17 protein-coding genes are annotated in these 15,978 nt (G+C 42.7%); 9 read left to right on the top strand and 8 right to left on the bottom strand.

Annotation, left to right across the window (positions count from 1 at the left end):
- Positions 1 to 57 precede the first annotated feature (57 nt).
- Positions 58 to 744 carry a helix-turn-helix transcriptional regulator gene (locus ACQEXU_RS03395; RefSeq protein ID WP_427009682.1) on the top strand — a complete coding sequence of 229 codons (687 nt, stop codon included), beginning with the start codon at positions 58 to 60 and terminating at the stop codon, positions 742 to 744.
- A 78-nt stretch (positions 745 to 822) separates the two neighbouring features.
- Here ACQEXU_RS03395 and yjjG read toward each other — a convergent pair whose 3' ends face one another.
- Positions 823 to 1,497 (bottom strand): pyrimidine 5'-nucleotidase, encoded by a 675-nt coding sequence (gene yjjG / locus ACQEXU_RS03400; protein ID WP_427009683.1) that lies wholly within the window; start codon positions 1,495 to 1,497, stop codon positions 823 to 825.
- 196 nt (positions 1,498 to 1,693) lie between these two features.
- Here yjjG and ACQEXU_RS03405 point away from each other — a divergent pair, with 196 nt between their 5' ends.
- From ACQEXU_RS03405 to yiaY, 3 genes are all read left to right on the top strand, one after another.
- Complete coding sequence (locus ACQEXU_RS03405; RefSeq protein ID WP_367989680.1) at positions 1,694 to 1,834, top strand: hypothetical protein; 141 nt, start codon at positions 1,694 to 1,696, stop codon at positions 1,832 to 1,834.
- A 77-nt stretch (positions 1,835 to 1,911) separates the two neighbouring features.
- Complete coding sequence (gene elbB / locus ACQEXU_RS03410) at positions 1,912 to 2,562, top strand: isoprenoid biosynthesis glyoxalase ElbB (protein WP_427009684.1); 651 nt, start codon at positions 1,912 to 1,914, stop codon at positions 2,560 to 2,562.
- Positions 2,563 to 2,837: 275 nt separating this feature from the next.
- A complete protein-coding gene (gene yiaY / locus ACQEXU_RS03415; RefSeq protein WP_427009685.1) occupies positions 2,838 to 3,986 on the top strand; it encodes an L-threonine dehydrogenase in 1,149 nt (382 codons plus the stop codon).
- Positions 3,987 to 4,346: 360 nt separating this feature from the next.
- Here yiaY and secF read toward each other — a convergent pair whose 3' ends face one another.
- The 4 genes from secF to ACQEXU_RS03435 all read right to left on the bottom strand — a co-directional run bounded on the left by secF (position 4,347) and on the right by ACQEXU_RS03435 (position 8,495).
- Positions 4,347 to 5,249, bottom strand: a complete 903-nt coding sequence (secF, locus tag ACQEXU_RS03420) for a protein translocase subunit SecF (protein WP_427009686.1) — start codon at positions 5,247 to 5,249, stop codon at positions 4,347 to 4,349.
- Between the two features lie 3 nt (positions 5,250 to 5,252).
- A complete protein-coding gene (gene secD / locus ACQEXU_RS03425; RefSeq protein WP_427009687.1) occupies positions 5,253 to 7,094 on the bottom strand; it encodes a protein translocase subunit SecD in 1,842 nt (613 codons plus the stop codon).
- A gap of 146 nt (positions 7,095 to 7,240) precedes the next feature.
- On the bottom strand, positions 7,241 to 7,693 hold the full coding sequence (locus ACQEXU_RS03430; RefSeq protein WP_427009688.1) for a hypothetical protein: 453 nt from the start codon (positions 7,691 to 7,693) through the stop codon (positions 7,241 to 7,243).
- A gap of 142 nt (positions 7,694 to 7,835) precedes the next feature.
- Positions 7,836 to 8,495: a hypothetical protein gene (locus ACQEXU_RS03435; protein WP_427009689.1), complete on the bottom strand. Its 660-nt coding sequence runs from the start codon at positions 8,493 to 8,495 to the stop codon at positions 7,836 to 7,838.
- Positions 8,496 to 8,765: 270 nt separating this feature from the next.
- Between ACQEXU_RS03435 and ACQEXU_RS03440 the strand changes: the two genes are divergently transcribed.
- On the top strand, positions 8,766 to 9,083 hold the full coding sequence (locus tag ACQEXU_RS03440) for a hypothetical protein (RefSeq protein WP_427009690.1): 318 nt from the start codon (positions 8,766 to 8,768) through the stop codon (positions 9,081 to 9,083).
- A gap of 231 nt (positions 9,084 to 9,314) precedes the next feature.
- Positions 9,315 to 9,875 (top strand): hypothetical protein, encoded by a 561-nt coding sequence (locus ACQEXU_RS03445; protein WP_427009691.1) that lies wholly within the window; start codon positions 9,315 to 9,317, stop codon positions 9,873 to 9,875.
- Here the strand turns inward: ACQEXU_RS03445 and ACQEXU_RS03450 are convergent.
- A complete protein-coding gene (locus ACQEXU_RS03450) occupies positions 9,872 to 10,216 on the bottom strand; it encodes a 4a-hydroxytetrahydrobiopterin dehydratase (RefSeq protein ID WP_427009692.1) in 345 nt (114 codons plus the stop codon). The two genes, ACQEXU_RS03445 and ACQEXU_RS03450, sit on opposite strands and share 4 nt — an antisense overlap.
- Positions 10,206 to 11,000, bottom strand: a complete 795-nt coding sequence (gene phhA, locus ACQEXU_RS03455) for a phenylalanine 4-monooxygenase (protein ID WP_427009693.1) — start codon at positions 10,998 to 11,000, stop codon at positions 10,206 to 10,208. The genes ACQEXU_RS03450 and phhA overlap by 11 nt, the downstream gene beginning before the upstream one ends.
- A 223-nt stretch (positions 11,001 to 11,223) precedes the next feature.
- On the opposite strand from phhA, the gene ACQEXU_RS03460 reads away from it, so the two are divergent.
- Positions 11,224 to 13,197 carry an acetoacetate--CoA ligase gene (locus ACQEXU_RS03460; RefSeq protein ID WP_427009694.1) on the top strand — a complete coding sequence of 658 codons (1,974 nt, stop codon included), beginning with the start codon at positions 11,224 to 11,226 and terminating at the stop codon, positions 13,195 to 13,197.
- A 78-nt stretch (positions 13,198 to 13,275) separates the two neighbouring features.
- On the opposite strand, the gene ACQEXU_RS03465 is transcribed toward ACQEXU_RS03460, so the two are convergent.
- Complete coding sequence (locus ACQEXU_RS03465; RefSeq protein ID WP_427009695.1) at positions 13,276 to 13,851, bottom strand: class I SAM-dependent DNA methyltransferase; 576 nt, start codon at positions 13,849 to 13,851, stop codon at positions 13,276 to 13,278.
- 142 nt (positions 13,852 to 13,993) lie between these two features.
- On the opposite strand from ACQEXU_RS03465, the gene ACQEXU_RS03470 reads away from it, so the two are divergent.
- On the top strand, positions 13,994 to 14,872 hold the full coding sequence (locus ACQEXU_RS03470; protein ID WP_427009696.1) for a LysR family transcriptional regulator: 879 nt from the start codon (positions 13,994 to 13,996) through the stop codon (positions 14,870 to 14,872).
- A 196-nt stretch (positions 14,873 to 15,068) separates the two neighbouring features.
- Positions 15,069 to 15,962, top strand: a complete 894-nt coding sequence (locus ACQEXU_RS03475) for a cation diffusion facilitator family transporter (protein ID WP_427009697.1) — start codon at positions 15,069 to 15,071, stop codon at positions 15,960 to 15,962.
- Positions 15,963 to 15,978: the final 16 nt, after the last annotated feature.

The following is a 15,978-nucleotide window of genomic DNA, read 5'->3' on the forward strand; positions in this document are numbered from 1 at the left end:
CTCTTTAACCGAGCTCCTTTTATCATTCCAACGGCCACTTCATTATCGGGAAAAGACATGAGTAAATCAGAACGTCTGTTCGAACTTCTTACCTTGCTGCGCTCTAAGCGTTATGCGGTAACGGCAGCGGAACTGGCAGAAAAAATGGAAGTGAGTGAACGAACAATTTACCGTGATATTCAATCTTTAATATGTTCTGGTGTACCCATTCAAGGTGAAGCGGGTGTTGGTTACATGCTTCAGGCTGGCTCTCACCTCCCTCCACTTATGTTTAACGAACAAGAAATGATGGCTCTTGAACTTGGCATGAGAATGGTCAGAGCTTGGTCTGATAGTGAACTAGCCAAAGCCTCTGAAACTGCCTCTGCTAAGGTACTTTCGGTACTTCCAGATAAACTCAAACAACAAGTGGAAAACTTCCCGCTTATTGTGCCAGACCTATACACTCATTCGGTCTCTGCGCACCATTGCCAAATGTTGAGACACGCCACAGATGCGAAATTAAAAATCGAAATTAATTATCAAGCTGAAGATGGGCAGAAAACTCACCGTACGTTACAACCACTTGGCCAAATCTTTTGGGGTAAGGTCTGGACACTAGTCGCTTGGTGTGAGCTACGAAACGACTACCGTCATTTCCGCTTAGACAGAATAGAAAAGCTGATAGTTCTCGATGAGTTATTTGAAACCAATAAACACAAATCTCTCGAACACTATATTGCCATGTACGCTCCTCGAGATTGAGGAGCGTACCGTCATCCAAGTAACCAACGAATGCTTGGTATCACACAAGCATCCATCGATACAAATTGACTAAAACGATTAAGCATTAAGAATGGCTTTCAATTCGTGTAAAGAATTCACAATATAATTCGGTACGATCCCTTCTGCCAAAACTTGTTCTGCATGATTTAGCCAACACGTTTCAATACCAAAATTAATGCCACCTAAAATGTCAGAATGTTGATTGTCACCGACCATCAATACTCGACTCTTGCAAGGATTCCCCATTGCGTTCAATGCATGCGTAAAGATACCTGTATCTGGCTTTGCGATCCCGACTTCTTCGGAAATAATAACGTGCTCAAAATAATCAGACATCCCCGTCCTTTCAAGTCTGATCGCTTGCAGTTCAGTAAAACCATTTGTGATAATACCGAGCTTCGCTTTTCCTTGTAACGAGGTGATCAGCTCTTTTGCACCAGGTAGCAAAGTACAAATGTCAGCCATCGCTTCTAAAAACGCGCTATTGAGTTCTGAGGTCGTGGTTTCCAGTTTATTTGCCCACGATTCAAATCGAGTGTGCTTTAGCTCATCTGCAGTGATGGTTCCATCTTGATAGTCAACCCACAATGGCTTATTAACGGTCTGATATAACTGAAAATCGTCTTTAGTAAACTCAACACCTTTACGCTCAAACATAAGCTGCATGCCTTTAAAGGCATCAAAGTGGAACAGCGTCTCGTCGGCATCAAATAAAACCCAATCGTACTTCATTACTTTATCCCTGTTATTTATTGCGATTAGTTTAAACGCTTCTCACCGCTCATAGCTACCTAAAAAAGAGTTCAGTGATCTATCACCCAAATCCCAAAGCTCACCACTCTAAGCGAAAGGCAATATGACCTGAAGCACATCGTTTATTTGGCATATCGCTAGGATAACCAGTACTACGTACTAAACAGGAGCTGTTATGAAACATTTTCTCCCATCTAGCGTTATGCTGACTCCTTTTGTTGTTAAATACTATCCAGAGCCGGATGAAGAAATTGCCGACACCGATGAAGTAAACGAGGTAAAATCTGAACATAGAGAAGACGATAAATCAGAGTAAGTTAATTCCACTCTCTGGGGTTTGTTCTATCTTTTACAGACTAACGCTTGTTGACCTAACGGGATAAGGAAACTCGAATGAAGAAAATCGCCGTAATTTTAAGTGGCTCCGGTGTTTTTGATGGTGCAGAAATTCACGAAGCCGTTTTAACGTTGCACGCTATCGAAAAGCAAGGTGCGAGTTGGCATTGCTTTGCCCCCAATATTGAACAGCTTCATGTGATCAACCACATTACTGGTGAAGAAATGGCAGGGCCACGCAATGTGCTTGAAGAGTCGGCCAGAATTGCACGAGGTAACATTGAAGACGTCGCTAAGCTACACATTGATGATTTTGATGCACTCGTATTACCCGGTGGTTTTGGTGCTGCGAAAAACCTGACTGATTTTGCGGTAAGCGGTGCAGAATGTAGCATTAATACACATGTTGCTAGTGCCTGTCGCGCCTTCGCTCACGCTAAAAAGCCAGTGGGCTATCTTTGTATTGCACCTACGATAATCCCTATGATTTATCCAAACGGAGTGAAAGGCACTATTGGTAATGACGAAGCCACGGCAGCTGCGTTTAATCAAATGGGGGGACAACATGTAAATTGTCCTGTTGATGAGTATATTTACGACGAACAACATAATGTACTTTCGACACCTGCTTATATGCTTGCAGGTAACATTGCTCAGGCAGCAAGTGGCATTGAAAAATTGATCGAAAAGCTCGTCACATTGGCTTAGCATTACTCCAAATAAAGTGACAAAAAAGCACCACACCAGTGGTGCTTTTTTATTTCTAATAAATCAGAAAAATCAATATATGTTGGGAAAACGATTGCGTTAACTTACTAATTTATAATGATTTTAACTTTTCAATATATGCAACAAGACCAAGTTCACATTTTATTAGTCGCACATCATTTTCCCGAAAATCGCTTGTCACAGATCAAAGTTGAATATCCACTTTATGCCACTCTGGCTAGCAGTAATCTATAACCAAAATACGGAGCAATCCTATGACAAGTGCTTTTTTCATCCCTACCGTTAACCTAATGGGTGCAGGCTGCCTTAAAGACGCTGCGGACAACATTCAATCTCAAGGTTTTAAGAAAGGTTTAATCGTTACGGACAAGATCCTTAACCAGATCGGTGTGGTGAAACAGGTTCAGGATTTACTAACTGAACGTGATATAGAAACAGTAGTATTTGATGGCACACAACCAAACCCTACTATCGGTAACGTGAATGCTGGCTTAGAACTTCTTACTGATAACGACTGTGATTTCGTAATTTCACTTGGTGGTGGCTCGCCTCACGATTGCGCTAAAGGTATCGCATTAGTCGCTTCAAACGGCGGTAAAATTGCTGACTATGAGGGTGTTGACCAGTCTGCAAAACCTATGCTACCACTAATCGCAATCAACACGACTGCCGGTACGGCATCAGAAATGACTCGCTTCTGCATCATTACGGATGAAGAGCGTCATATTAAGATGGCTATTGTTGATAAGCACACCACGCCACTGGTTTCTGTTAACGATCCTGAGCTTATGCTTGCTAAACCAGCATCATTAACTGCTGCAACGGGTATGGACGCGCTAACTCATGCGATTGAAGCGTATGTTTCAATTGCCGCAACACCAATTACTGACGCTGTAGCGATAAAAGCGATTGAGCTGATCCAAGCACACCTACGTACTGCGGTTAAAAATGGCGAAGACATTGAAGCTCGCGAGCAAATGGCTTACGCGCAGTTTATGGCAGGCATGGCATTTAACAACGCATCTCTTGGCTATGTTCACGCGATGGCACACCAGCTTGGCGGTTTCTACGATCTTCCACACGGTGTTTGTAACGCAATTCTATTGCCACACGTACAACGCTACAACGCACAAGTTTGCCCAGAGCGTCTGCGCGATGTCGCCAAAGCCATGGGTGTTAACGTTGAAGGCCTAAACGCAGAACAAGGCGCAAATGCCGCTATTGATGCAATTGTTGAGTTGGCTAAGGACGTCGGTATCCCTGCGGGCATTAAAGAGCTAGGCGCTAAGCTAGAAGATATTCCAACACTAGCAGACAACGCGTTAAAAGATGCTTGTGGCTTTACTAACCCTAAACAAGCGACACACGAAGAGATCTCTGCAATTTTTGAATCTGCGATGTAATCAATTTCGCAACGGATAAAGCCTCACAATGTGAGGCTTTTTTATTTGGATGTTACTTTAAAACAAGTGATACGCTTTAACTGAAAACGAATATGTTCTATGCCCTCATTAAACTGGCATAGTAAAATTTACATTGTAAATCCCCGTTATAACAGGGGTTAAAGCAGATAATGCTTATCTAGCGTACCGTTCTAGTCACTATGAAGCTCTTGCCTACGAAAGGCAGCACCACTTATGCAACTTTCAAGCAGTTACAAAGCTGACTAATAGGTATTACTCAATACTTGTTCACATACTATCAATAAAAAAGGGTTAGAAATTACTTTCTAACCCTTTTGCACTTTACACCTTACCTAAACGTTAAGGAGCTGCATCCACTTCCACAGGAAGGTAATGCTTAGGCTCCAGTTTTAACCATTCAGGTAAAACCGTACCGATCGAAATGGAAGACCAAGTACCAGACAAAATACCGATGAACATCGCAGTAGCGAAGCCTTCAAGTGCATTTCCGCCTAATAGCCATAGCGCAGCAACGGTAATCAACGTGGTACCCGATGTGACCATAGTGCGTGAAAAAGTTGCAATCACAGCCTGATCGTTGATTTCTTCCACAGGCTCACTTTGTTTTGCCACCAGCAATTCGCGAATACGGTCCGCGATAATGATTGAGTCATTCAATGAATAACCAAGAATTGCGAGAATGGCAGCAAATACCGTCAAGTTAAACTCCATCTGAGTTGCGGCAAAGAACCCAAGTACCAGCACAACGTCATGAAGTAGAGCAAGTAACGAACCACTGGCTAAGCGCCATTCAAAACGGAAGCACAAGTAACCCAATATACACAACATAGAGATCAGTAATGCAAGACCACCTTGATCGACCAAATCTTGCCCTACCTGTGAGCCCACCATGCTATTACTTACCACATCAACATTGTGCGAAATGCCGCTTAGAAGCTGACCTACATCTGGAGCTTCTTGTCCTTGTTCAGGGACTGGGTAGCGAATAATCCAACGCCCTTCTTCATTTGAATGCGTTACAGAGGTAAATTCACCCAGCTCAGGCTTAAGCACTTTTAGCATGTCAGCGCTTGTTAAGGCTTTATCTAACTGAACTTCAGTAACCATGCCCCCTGTAAAATCAAGCCCCATATTGAGCCCTCTCAAACCAAGAGCGACTAATGAAACGATCATGAGCGCGACTGAAATAAAGCCAGTAACGTAACGAATACGACGGATATGTTGTTTTAAAAATTCCACCATGACTTACACCCTTACATCACGACGAGCATCGCGACCCCAAATTAAATTGATGATAGCGCGTGAAGCAAATACGCCGCTGAACATACTGGTTAGCAAGCCCAAGCCTAGTGTTAAGGCAAAACCTTGGATAGGGCCATTACCAATCGAGAAAAGAATTACCGCGGTGATCATCGTGGTAATGTTGGCATCAAGGATGGTGCTAAGTGCACTACCAAATCCTTGATCAATGGCTTGAGCAAATGTGCGCCCTTCTGCCATCTTGTCTCTTATACGTTCAAAAATAAGCACGTTTGTATCAACGGCCATACCGACAGTTAGAACCAAACCGGCGATTCCCGGAAGGGTCAATACCGCACCCGGCAGCAGCGCAATCAGACCAAGCAAACAAACCATGTTTATGATCAGCGCAACGTTGGCAACCCAACCCAATCGGCGATACCACAAAGCCATAAAGGTCAGTGTTAATCCCATGCCTAAAGCAAGTGCCGCAAAACCATTTTGAATGTTCTCTGCACCTAATGACGCCCCAATAGTACGCTCTTCCACGATGGTCACTGGCGCTGTTAATGAACCTGCACGAAGTAGTAGAGCTAAGTTTTGCGCCTCTTCCATTGAACCCGCTCCCGTAATGCGGAACTGGCTACCAAGTTGAGATTGAATGGTTGCAACGCTAATAACGCGTTCACTACGTTCAGTTTCGCCACGCGCATTCGTGGTATATTCACGGTATACCGTCGCCATTGGCTTACCGATGTGTTTACCGGAAAAGTCACTCATCACTTTACCACCCGCGTGATCAAGTGAAATATTAACTTCAGAGAAGCCCATTTTGTCGACACCAGCGCGTGCATTCACAATGTGCTCACCTGTTAAGACTGGACGTTTCGCCAGAATTACATCTCGGCCATCGTTATCTTTCAACACGACATCAGACGCCGTAATACCACGAGATGCCTCTTTTGCTTCATGAAAGGCAAGTGTTGCCGTAGCGCCGATAACATTCTTCGCTTGAGATGGATCTTGTACACCTGGTAACTCGATGCGAATGCTGTGTTCACCTTGTCTCTGAACCAGAGCTTCGGTAATACCTAGCTCTTCAATACGATCACGCATGATTTTTAAGTTTTGCTTGATGGTGACCGTCTGAAACTCCGCTTTGTTTTGTTGTGTTGGCTGTACACTGACATAATCTGAGTGGCGTTTTACATCCCAACCTGGGTAGTTTTGTTTGACGTAATTTGCAGCGGTGTTTAACGCATCGTCACTTTTTACCTTAACTTCGAATCCATCAACACCAGTATCAGCAAACTTAACACCGCGAATGCGTTCTTGACGTAGCATGTCACGCATTTCATCCACCATGGTATTACGTTGCTCTTCAAACGCTTTGTCTACATCAACATTTAGTAAGAATTGAACACCACCACGTAGATCGAGACCAAGTTTGATTGGGTTGAATCCCATCTCACCTAACCATTTTGGTGCGACTGACACATAAGAGAAAGTGATGCTGTCGCCTTCGCCAAGCAATTTATCAATTGCCTGACGAGCATGGGTCTGCTCAGTTTCGTTGTCGAACACAAGCGTTGTAACATCACCTTTCTGTGTGATTTCATCGACATTGATGTTTCTTTGATCCAAATATCGATCGAGTTCAACTACCGAACGAAGTGGACCAGCCGCATGTGACGTTGTCACCTGAATTGAAGGTTGTTCGCCAAACCATGTCGGAATAGCGCTAAGTGCTAACATCACTACAGTGACGATTAACACAACGTATTTCCATGCAGAATAATGATTCATCAGGCGAACATTCTTCGCCTGTCTTAGTTGTTTTTTCTTCATACCGTTATCCCTCGGAAAAGTCCGAGTTAATAAGTTATTTGTTTGATTACGAGAATCGCGGGATAACAAGCTACTGATCACAAGTGACGTAATTTGCTGTTTGCAAACCACCTCCGTTTACCTCAGTTAGCTCGGATTGAAGAAAATTAGTATTGGCTGTTTAACGCAACATAGAGCGCGTTCGTCTCTTTCCAACCGGACAGACGATGATTGTGATAGAAGTAGGCTCCTGTCCATGCTTTAAAGTCATGAACTGGGTAATAATATTGCCGATAAAGTGGTAATGAATCGAATGGATTGTCAGCATCCGAATTCAAAGAGTCATCGTGATCATCAAGGCTTCGCGGAGGCTCTCCCCAACGATTACTGTTAATGATCGCAACCGCTTTTTCTTTTGGCTCTGAATGTGTTTGAGGTTTGGATTTTGTTGACGCAGTTGTCGTTGGCGACTCATTGGACTGCTCTTTAGCTTTCAGCGCTAAATAAGAGAGCCGATAACTTACATCCGCTTCGCTTTTCTGAAGGTACGACAAAGCCTGTGCGGGCAAAGCCATCACAAGCAAAATCAACCAGAAAAATCTAACGAATGTACGTGCCATTCACATCATCAATAAGGTAAGAACCCGGCCATAGTAAGTAGGAAAGTTCATGACAGCAACAAAAAAAATCTAAAACTTATCTTTTCAATTTTGAGTGGTTATAAACGCTTAGAATGTGTACAACATCCGCATTGGAACGAAGTTATTTGTAAAAAATTTCTCCACTATGAATGTCTAAATAAATTTTGTTTGCCTGTTTCAGTCCCCCACAATAAATAAAGTACACATCTCTTTCTTTATAACGAACTGAACGTACCCACCCTCCTAGTTCTTCGAAATCTTCGGGAGTACATGTTTTTTCAGTCAGCAGGTCTTCAGTTTTCTTGATAAACATTTCAAAGTGCTGTTTAAAATCGTCGGATTTCTCAATGTATGCAGTGACGGTTTCTTTACGCTCTTTTTCTGTAATGATAGGGGCGACTTCAAGTAAAGCCTTCATAGGAACCCACTCAGCGACTTCCGCTCCGCCTTCCTCATACACATAGTAAGGGGAAATTCGGCCCCAACCGTCTTTCTTTTCGAGAATATGCAGTTTGTCACCACGATACACCACACTCTCAATAAAGGCTTCATGGTCGGGGAACTCACGCACACCCAGTTTAGGTGGGCTGACGTAATAGTCTGTAACCTCAGGCTTTGGTGGTTCTTGTTCCTCTTCTTCTTCGATGATTGGCGTGATCTCTTCTTCCTCGACAGTTTCAAGCGCTTGGTCTTGCTGTGGCTTGAGGTAAAACACATAGTAGCCGCCTCCGGCACACGCAATGCCAACAAGCAACAATACAATCATCATTACTTTTTTCATTTAAACTCTGTCCTAGCCCACTTCCTATCACTCTATATAACTATAACGGCAGCAATCACTTTTGCTTTACCCACCAGCACATTTTCATTTCGGGTTTAACGCTAAAACGCCAAGACCGGAATAAAATTAAAAAATTTCATCAATATTTTCGAACAACTTGTATAAAAATTAGTGATAGAACGTGACTTAAATCACACCTAATATACCTCTCAAGCGCTAACCAAGCGCAGAAATAAAAAACATATAACTTTATTCAAAAGGAAATAAACTATGAAAAACGTAATCTCAACACTAACGCTTGCCGCTCTATCTTCAGCATTTGCTTTTTCTGCATCAGCTAGTGATTTAGAGTTAAAAATCAACACATTTGATTCTTCTGCTCGTGCGACAGTATTGAAAGACGGTCAACCAGTTTCAGGAGTACCTGTAAAAGTGACTGGCTCAGGTACACAAACCTATACCACTTCAGAATCCGGCTATGTTAACGTTTACAATCTTCGTAACAACGGTCGCACCTTTACATTCGAAATTACTGATGGTGAAGGAAACACAATCACTGAACGTCGTTTTGTCCGTGGAGATAGCTAAGTCTAGGTACGCCTAATGTATATCCTTAGTTTCCCCAAAGTCAGTAGAGGGATTTACTGACCAGAAAACGACTCAGAGAATAATGTCTATGCGATATAGTTCTAAAGCCTGCTTTCAGTCAATGGATGGCGAAGCAGGCTTACGCTTTTTATTCCCTCTCATGCCTTCTTGACACCCCTTTATCTTTGACTCGGTTTATACTCTTACTATCTTAGTTATTGATTACTTATTATGAACCGATTAGAACTAGTACTTGTTGGCTCAGTTTTATTGTTCTATTCACCTAACATTCTCTTTGCTAAACATTGCTCGCAGCGAGACTGGAACCAGTTGCTACATGAGCAACAGTACATCGATCGTCTGTATAACCAACAAGCCATCAGTTTCAATCAATCTCTAAATGAACAACGTAACCAAATTCTGATCCATAAAACGTTTTCACCGAAAGAAATTGACGCATTACTTTCTGTCGAAAATTCAAACAAAAGAGAAATGTTGCTTAAACAAGCTGAATCAGCATTAGTTATGGCCGCCGATTTATTGCATCAACACGAGAAAATGTCTGAACAGCTTCCTTCATTCATCCGACAAGCCAAACAATGGCAAACAATGAGTACACACTGCCAAAGCGCCGATAAACAACTCAACTCAATTGCCGCTCAAAAATACGTACTACACAATCAAGAACTCATAAATGACGTGCAGGTATTAATGCAAAAATATGAGCGGTTAAGAGAGATCTACCTCACCGAATACCAAGCATTGCGGAAAGCAAAGAATCGCAATAACTAGTCTGAGGAAGCAACAAACAACTCATCACACTTAGCTGCACATATAAAGTCGTTTTTATGCAAGCCTTTAATGGAATGACTCCACCACGTGACTGTCACTTTGCCCCACTCAAGAAGGATCGCGGGATGATGAAATTCATCTTCAGCTAACTGAGCGATTTGGTCAGCAAAAACCCACGCTTTTTTAAAATTTTTGAACTTATATACCTTCTCTAACTGAGGGATCTCATTTCTCTCAATAACAGACCAATTATCGAGTTCATTCAAAAGGCTGTTGCGTTCATTCTGTGTTAACGCAATCGCATCAATACTGCATGCCTCACAACGCAGTTCATTTAACATTTATTTCTTCCTTAGCTTCAAATAATGGAGGGAGTAAACCGACAGACATGGCTTGGTGGACTTGTTGCAGCAAGTCGACTTGGCTAAGTTCATACAACGCTTCAATATCATTCAGCACATAGTAAACAGGCTGCATGATGTCGATTCGATAAGGCGTTCTCAATACGCGTTGAATGTCGAAAGTCTGTCTTTGTGCTGTTTGGCTATCCAGTGAATACACCGTTTCTCCCGGTGACGAGATAATCCCACCGCCATAAATTTTTGTTTCACCGTTTTCACGCACTAAACCAAACTCAACCGTAAACCAATACAGCCTCGCCAAATAAACACGTTCTTTAGCGGTTGCTTCTTTGCCAATTTTTCCATAGGTATGGGTAAACTGAGCAAAATCTGGATGCGTTAACATTGCGCAATGGCCAAATACTTCATGGAAAAAATCAGGCTCTTGTAAATAGTCAAACTCTTTCCTGCTTCTTAAAAACGTTGCGACGGGGAATTTTTTCTCCGCAAGCAAACCAAAAAAGCGGTCAAAGTTAATCAGCGCAGGCACTGGCTCAACTCGCCATCCTGTTTGCTCAACCAGCACTTGATTGATATCTCGCAGTTGCGGAACCCTATCCGTTGGCAAATCCAACATCGCAAGCCCATCAAGATAAGGCTTACATACTCTGTCACCAATCAATGAAATCTGCCGCTTCATTAAGTCGTGCCAAATGTGATTTTCACTGTCACTCCAGTTAATGAAGCCGTTATCATTCATAGGCTTAGATTGATACTTAGTCATCACGCAAACCTTTTACAACCCGTTTACAATTAAGCCTATCCACTGGTGTTTCACCTGCCAATAGCCAAGGTAATATCAAGTCCAAATTAAATGTAACATTTATTTTACATTTGGCGTTTTTCTTTATATTTTTCAGCCATATGTTTCCTTGCTCCAAGTTTGACTTTGAGTAAAAAAGCATCAAAACTTAGAAGGATTTCGCGGAATTTTGACGAGGAATGTCATGCCTAACACACAACCTTTGTGGACACCTAGCCGCTCACGCATAGAAACCTCCAACCTTTATCAGTTCATCCAGCATATCAACATGCAAGGGGAAGCTATTTCTGACTTTAACGAACTGCACCAATGGTCTATAGATTCAAAAAAAGAGTTTTGGTTAGAAATTTGGCAATATTGCGATGTGATTGGTTTTAAAGGCGATTGCATCCATGGAGAAGGCATTGCTAAATGGGGTCAATTTTATTCAAGCCGCGATACCATTTGGTTTCCACAAGCCCAGCTCAACTACGCGGAAAACCTACTTTCATATGCCTTTCAAGAGCCTGAACGAACAGCTATCTGGTTTAAAAACGAACGGGGACAAAGCCGAAAGCTGACATGGCAACAGTTGTGTGATCAGGTCTCGATTCTTCAACAATGGCTAAAGCAAAATGGGGTTGAAAAAGGTGATGTCGTCGCGGGTTACCTCCCCTACTTACCAGAAACGGTTGTCGCGATGCTCGCCACGACAAGCCTTGGTGCGATTTGGACATCAACATCTCCTGATTTTGGTGTCGAGAGCGTCATCGAGCGTTTTGGCCAAGTTCAGCCAAAAATCCTCTTCTGTTGTAATGGTTACTCTTTCAATGGGAAGTCATTTGATATGGTGGAAAAAAATCGTCAGCTTGCTGATGCCCTTTCCAGTATCCAAAACACCTGTCAAATCGACTACCTACAGGCCACACCACAAGATGCATTTTACAATGAAACATTTTCAGACTGGGAAGCCATACTGGCTAGCTATATCCCACGCGGATTAAGGTACGAACGTGTTGGGTTTAATGATCCTCTGTTTGTACTTTACTCCTCTGGAACAACGGGTAAACCCAAATGCATCGTTCATTCTGTTGGAGGAATCATCCTTAATCACTTGAAAGAACATCAACTTCATTGTGATATTCAACCCTCAGACTCCGTGTTTTATTACACAACATGTGGCTGGATGATGTGGAACTGGCATGTCTCGGCTCTTGCCAGCGGAGCGACACTTATTATTTATGACGGAAGCCCTATGTATCCAATGCCCGGCGTATTGTGGGAACTGGCGCAAGAAGCTAATGTCAGCTTGTTTGGCACATCAGCGAAATATCTCGAGACGCTACAAAAAGTCAATTATTCACCCAGCCAGTATTATGCCTTACCGCACTTAAAAACGTTATGCTCTACCGGCTCAGTACTTTATCCAGAACAATTTGATTTTGTGTACGCCAATATCAAAGCGGATCTCCACTTAGCCTCTATTTCTGGCGGTACAGACATTTGCGGCTGCTTTGTCCTCGGTAATCCAATCTCTCCGGTATTTCGCGGGGAATGCCAAGGCCTTGGACTGGGTATGGATGTGCAAGTATTTGACGAGAGTGGTCATTCTATTCGAGAAAAACGAGGAGAGCTCGTTTGTACCAATAGTTTTCCTAATCAACCTATCGGGTTTTGGCATGATGATGGTGAACGCTATCATCAAGCGTATTGGGATAAGTTTGAAAATGCATGGCATCACGGAGACGATGTCGAACTTTCACCGAACTCAGGGATGATTTTCTATGGGCGAAGTGATACCACTTTGAATCCTGGTGGTGTACGAATCGGAACATCAGAAATCTACCAACAGGTAAATCAATTCGACGCTGTGCGAGATTCAATCGCGGTTGGACAAGCGTATCAAGGGGATGAGCGTATTGTGTTGTTTGTTGCTTTGAACAACCAACAAAAGCTAACCACAGAACTCTCTGCTCAAATAAAAGCACAACTTAAAGCGCATTGTTCACCTCGGCATGTTCCTGCTGAAATATACGCCGTTAGTGATATCCCTAAAACAAAATCCGGCAAATTGGTTGAACTGGCGGTAAAGCAAGTGATCCATGGAAAAGAGGTACAGAACAAAGGCGCGATTGCCAACCCGGAAATATTGGATGAAATTGCTCAACTGTTTATATGACAACAATGATATAGCAACAAAGCCCTGAAACACGTTCAGGGCTTTGTATTGTAATCTAAGTCAAATGATGCGGATGCTTTATTTGGTACCAACACCCATCACTACTTTTAGTTTGCCTTCCGGAGTTTCAATTTCAAACGGAGTTGAAATAGTCACCTCGTTGAAACCCACACTTGAAAGCACACGCTCAATCTTATTTGCTGTCAGTCCTTCGCTGTCATTTTCAGCTAACCAATCCCACTGAACAAACTGGCCGCCTTCATCGAGCAAAGAATAAACGATATCCATAACATCAGAGTAATTGGGTAAAAAACCACAAACGGACGAAGCAACAATTAGGTCAAATTGTTTACGAAACGCAGGATGAAATGCAACTAACCCACGAGAAAGCACATCAACAACAGGTTCGACATTTTCTAACTGCTTGTCGTCTAACTTCTCAATCATTGCTTCAGAGCTATCAAGAGCCACAATATCTTTGGCAAACGGAGCCAATTTCTGACTCATTAGACCCGTACCACAACCAAAATCTAGAACGTGTTTACCTTCAATACTGACTGCTTTAGTTAACGAATCGAATGCACTCTCAGCATATGTGTGCGTCGCTTGATTCGCTTCCCATTCCGCAGCGTATTCGTCCCAGTTTGTCGCCATTATGATCTCCCTATTACTTCTTGTATCAGGCACCCACCAAGAGTAAACCAAAACCTATGTGTCTTCATAGTCTTATACCAACATTTCTTGGTGTTTTGGTATAAGATACACTCGTTAATGCAGTGAAACTAATGAAGTTACTATGAACCTTTCTCAAATCGAAGCGTTTTGTCACGTTGCAGATACTGGCTCAGTGTCAGAAGCAGCACGCCAACTTGAATGTAACCGTACCAAGCTCAGCATGGCAATTAAAGCACTGGAAAAAGAGCTAGGTATTGAACTTTTTGTTCGCTCTGGGAACCATCTAGTACTTTCAGAGGCAGGAAAAGCCATTTACAAAGATTGCGAAAGTTTATTGGTAACCTCATCAAGAATTCGACAAACTTGTGCGCAAGCTTCTGGAGAGTTCAACGCCGAGCTATGGATAGCACGTGATGACTCATTACCTGATGGTATGTGGCTAGATTTAGCGCACCGCCTTAACGATCAATTTCCCGCTACATCCGTCAACATTGTTCTGGCATCAAGTGGTGATTTAGCCAACCTAGTGGCCACTCACCAAGTCGATTATGCATTTGGTGTTGACTACGAAAGAATTGACGACCCTCAACTCACCTATCACCCATTAGGCAAGATCCGAATGATGTCGGTGTGCAAATCAGGGCACCCGCTTACTCAGTTAAGACGAGTCTCTGATGAAGATTTACGCAAGCAATTACAAGCTGTGATGGTTTATCTGAACGAAAAAGACAATCCTGAACTTCAACCGATGTCCCTGAGACACATCGGTTTTTCAAGCTTCGATTACATGTTGAATACCATTCTTGCGGAAGATGCGTGGGGAGTATTGCCTGAGCCCCTTATTCGTCATTACCTTCGCCAGCAGGAACTCGCTGTAATTAAACACACTTATGGTTTGACTCAAGAGGACTACTGCATGTTCACGGCATCAGGGCGTGCGGAACACCCAGGCGTCTCTTGGTTAGCGGATCGTTTAAACGAATATCTGTTTGATTTTTAAAATCAAAGCCATATGCCATACGCAATCAATCACTGAGCGTCAATAATAATGACACCACAATATCTCCTTAACTAGTTGTTTTAATTAAACTTAGTCATACGCACTCATTTCTCAGGTTATTTTTAACACAGATCATATTTGTCAATTTCGCACTAAAAGAGAACAATATAGATATGTTCAACAGCGAGTATTTAATATGTGTGCCAGGACAAGCTTAAATGAAAAACGAATCCTTACCGTCTCAGCCCTTTTAGCTTCTGGGTTTGCGGTTGGAGGGCTTGTGCTCGGTCTACTCGTTGGTTCTCTGGTTATTGTTTTCGACGGCGCTTATTCGCTCGTCAGTTTACTGTTAACTTTATTGTCGCTCGCAGTTTCTCGTTATATCCAAAAGCCTAGCCAACATCATTTCCCTTTCGGTAAGGCTGTACTTCAGCCTGTCGTTATTGCGATTAAAGGGGCGGTGATTCTCTCAGTGGTTGGTTATTCGCTTTACTCAGCGGTTTTAGCCATGTTTAGCGGTGGTCGTGAGGTCGATGCGTCTATCGCGACATTGTTTGGCATCATTAATGTTATCGGTTGTGGTTACGCGTGGTGGTACATTGCCAAAACCTCTAAACGCTTTTCTTCAGGATTAATTGTTGCTGAATCAAAACAGTGGCAAATGGATACGCTATTAAGTGTTTCTGTGACACTTGGCTTTATTGCCGCTTGGTTGGTCACGTTATCACCATGGGCTCACTATTCTGTTTATGCCGACCCAATGATGATGATTCTAATGTCGTTTTACTTTATTAAAGTACCTTTCGACATGCTAAAAGGCGCAGTGCGTGAGCTCTTGATGATGGCGCCAAGCAAAGAAATTCGCCGTACAGTTAAGCAAGAGGTATCGGCTTTGGATAGTCAGGTATCTCAACATATTGAGCTTGCGGGCGTAACGAAAGTTGGTCAAGAGCTAAGAGTTAACTTGGATGTATACACTAAAGATGACAACGTTGAGGTCGCTGAGTTAGATAAAGCGCGTCGAGTGTTAAAAGACAAGCTATCGAAACTCTCACTTGATTTGCATCTAACGATGAACATTGCTAATTAGTCAGATTGAAAGATAA

It is taken from the genome of Vibrio sp. TRT 21S02, from assembly GCF_050113675.1.
Classification (GTDB): domain Bacteria; phylum Pseudomonadota; class Gammaproteobacteria; order Enterobacterales; family Vibrionaceae; genus Vibrio.

What these genes read in the sequence shown, in the direction of transcription:
- ACQEXU_RS03470 (WP_427009696.1), top strand. Translation starts at nt 13,994, where the DNA reads ATGAACCTTTCTCAAATCGAAGCGTTTTGTCACGTTGCAGATACTGGC.
- ACQEXU_RS03445 (WP_427009691.1), top strand. Translation starts at nt 9,315, where the DNA reads ATGAACCGATTAGAACTAGTACTTGTTGGCTCAGTTTTATTGTTCTAT.
- ACQEXU_RS03435 (WP_427009689.1), bottom strand. Translation starts at nt 8,495, where the DNA reads ATGAAAAAAGTAATGATGATTGTATTGTTGCTTGTTGGCATTGCGTGT.
- ACQEXU_RS03430 (WP_427009688.1), bottom strand. Translation starts at nt 7,693, where the DNA reads ATGGCACGTACATTCGTTAGATTTTTCTGGTTGATTTTGCTTGTGATG.
- ACQEXU_RS03475 (WP_427009697.1), top strand. Translation starts at nt 15,069, where the DNA reads ATGTGTGCCAGGACAAGCTTAAATGAAAAACGAATCCTTACCGTCTCA.
- phhA (WP_427009693.1), bottom strand. Translation starts at nt 11,000, where the DNA reads ATGACTAAGTATCAATCTAAGCCTATGAATGATAACGGCTTCATTAAC.
- secD (WP_427009687.1), bottom strand. Translation starts at nt 7,094, where the DNA reads ATGAAGAAAAAACAACTAAGACAGGCGAAGAATGTTCGCCTGATGAAT.
- yiaY (WP_427009685.1), top strand. Translation starts at nt 2,838, where the DNA reads ATGACAAGTGCTTTTTTCATCCCTACCGTTAACCTAATGGGTGCAGGC.
- ACQEXU_RS03395 (WP_427009682.1), top strand. Translation starts at nt 58, where the DNA reads ATGAGTAAATCAGAACGTCTGTTCGAACTTCTTACCTTGCTGCGCTCT.
- secF (WP_427009686.1), bottom strand. Translation starts at nt 5,249, where the DNA reads ATGGTGGAATTTTTAAAACAACATATCCGTCGTATTCGTTACGTTACT.
- ACQEXU_RS03450 (WP_427009692.1), bottom strand. Translation starts at nt 10,216, where the DNA reads ATGTTAAATGAACTGCGTTGTGAGGCATGCAGTATTGATGCGATTGCG.
- ACQEXU_RS03460 (WP_427009694.1), top strand. Translation starts at nt 11,224, where the DNA reads ATGCCTAACACACAACCTTTGTGGACACCTAGCCGCTCACGCATAGAA.
- ACQEXU_RS03465 (WP_427009695.1), bottom strand. Translation starts at nt 13,851, where the DNA reads ATGGCGACAAACTGGGACGAATACGCTGCGGAATGGGAAGCGAATCAA.
- elbB (WP_427009684.1), top strand. Translation starts at nt 1,912, where the DNA reads ATGAAGAAAATCGCCGTAATTTTAAGTGGCTCCGGTGTTTTTGATGGT.
- ACQEXU_RS03405 (WP_367989680.1), top strand. Translation starts at nt 1,694, where the DNA reads ATGAAACATTTTCTCCCATCTAGCGTTATGCTGACTCCTTTTGTTGTT.
- yjjG (WP_427009683.1), bottom strand. Translation starts at nt 1,497, where the DNA reads ATGAAGTACGATTGGGTTTTATTTGATGCCGACGAGACGCTGTTCCAC.
- ACQEXU_RS03440 (WP_427009690.1), top strand. Translation starts at nt 8,766, where the DNA reads ATGAAAAACGTAATCTCAACACTAACGCTTGCCGCTCTATCTTCAGCA.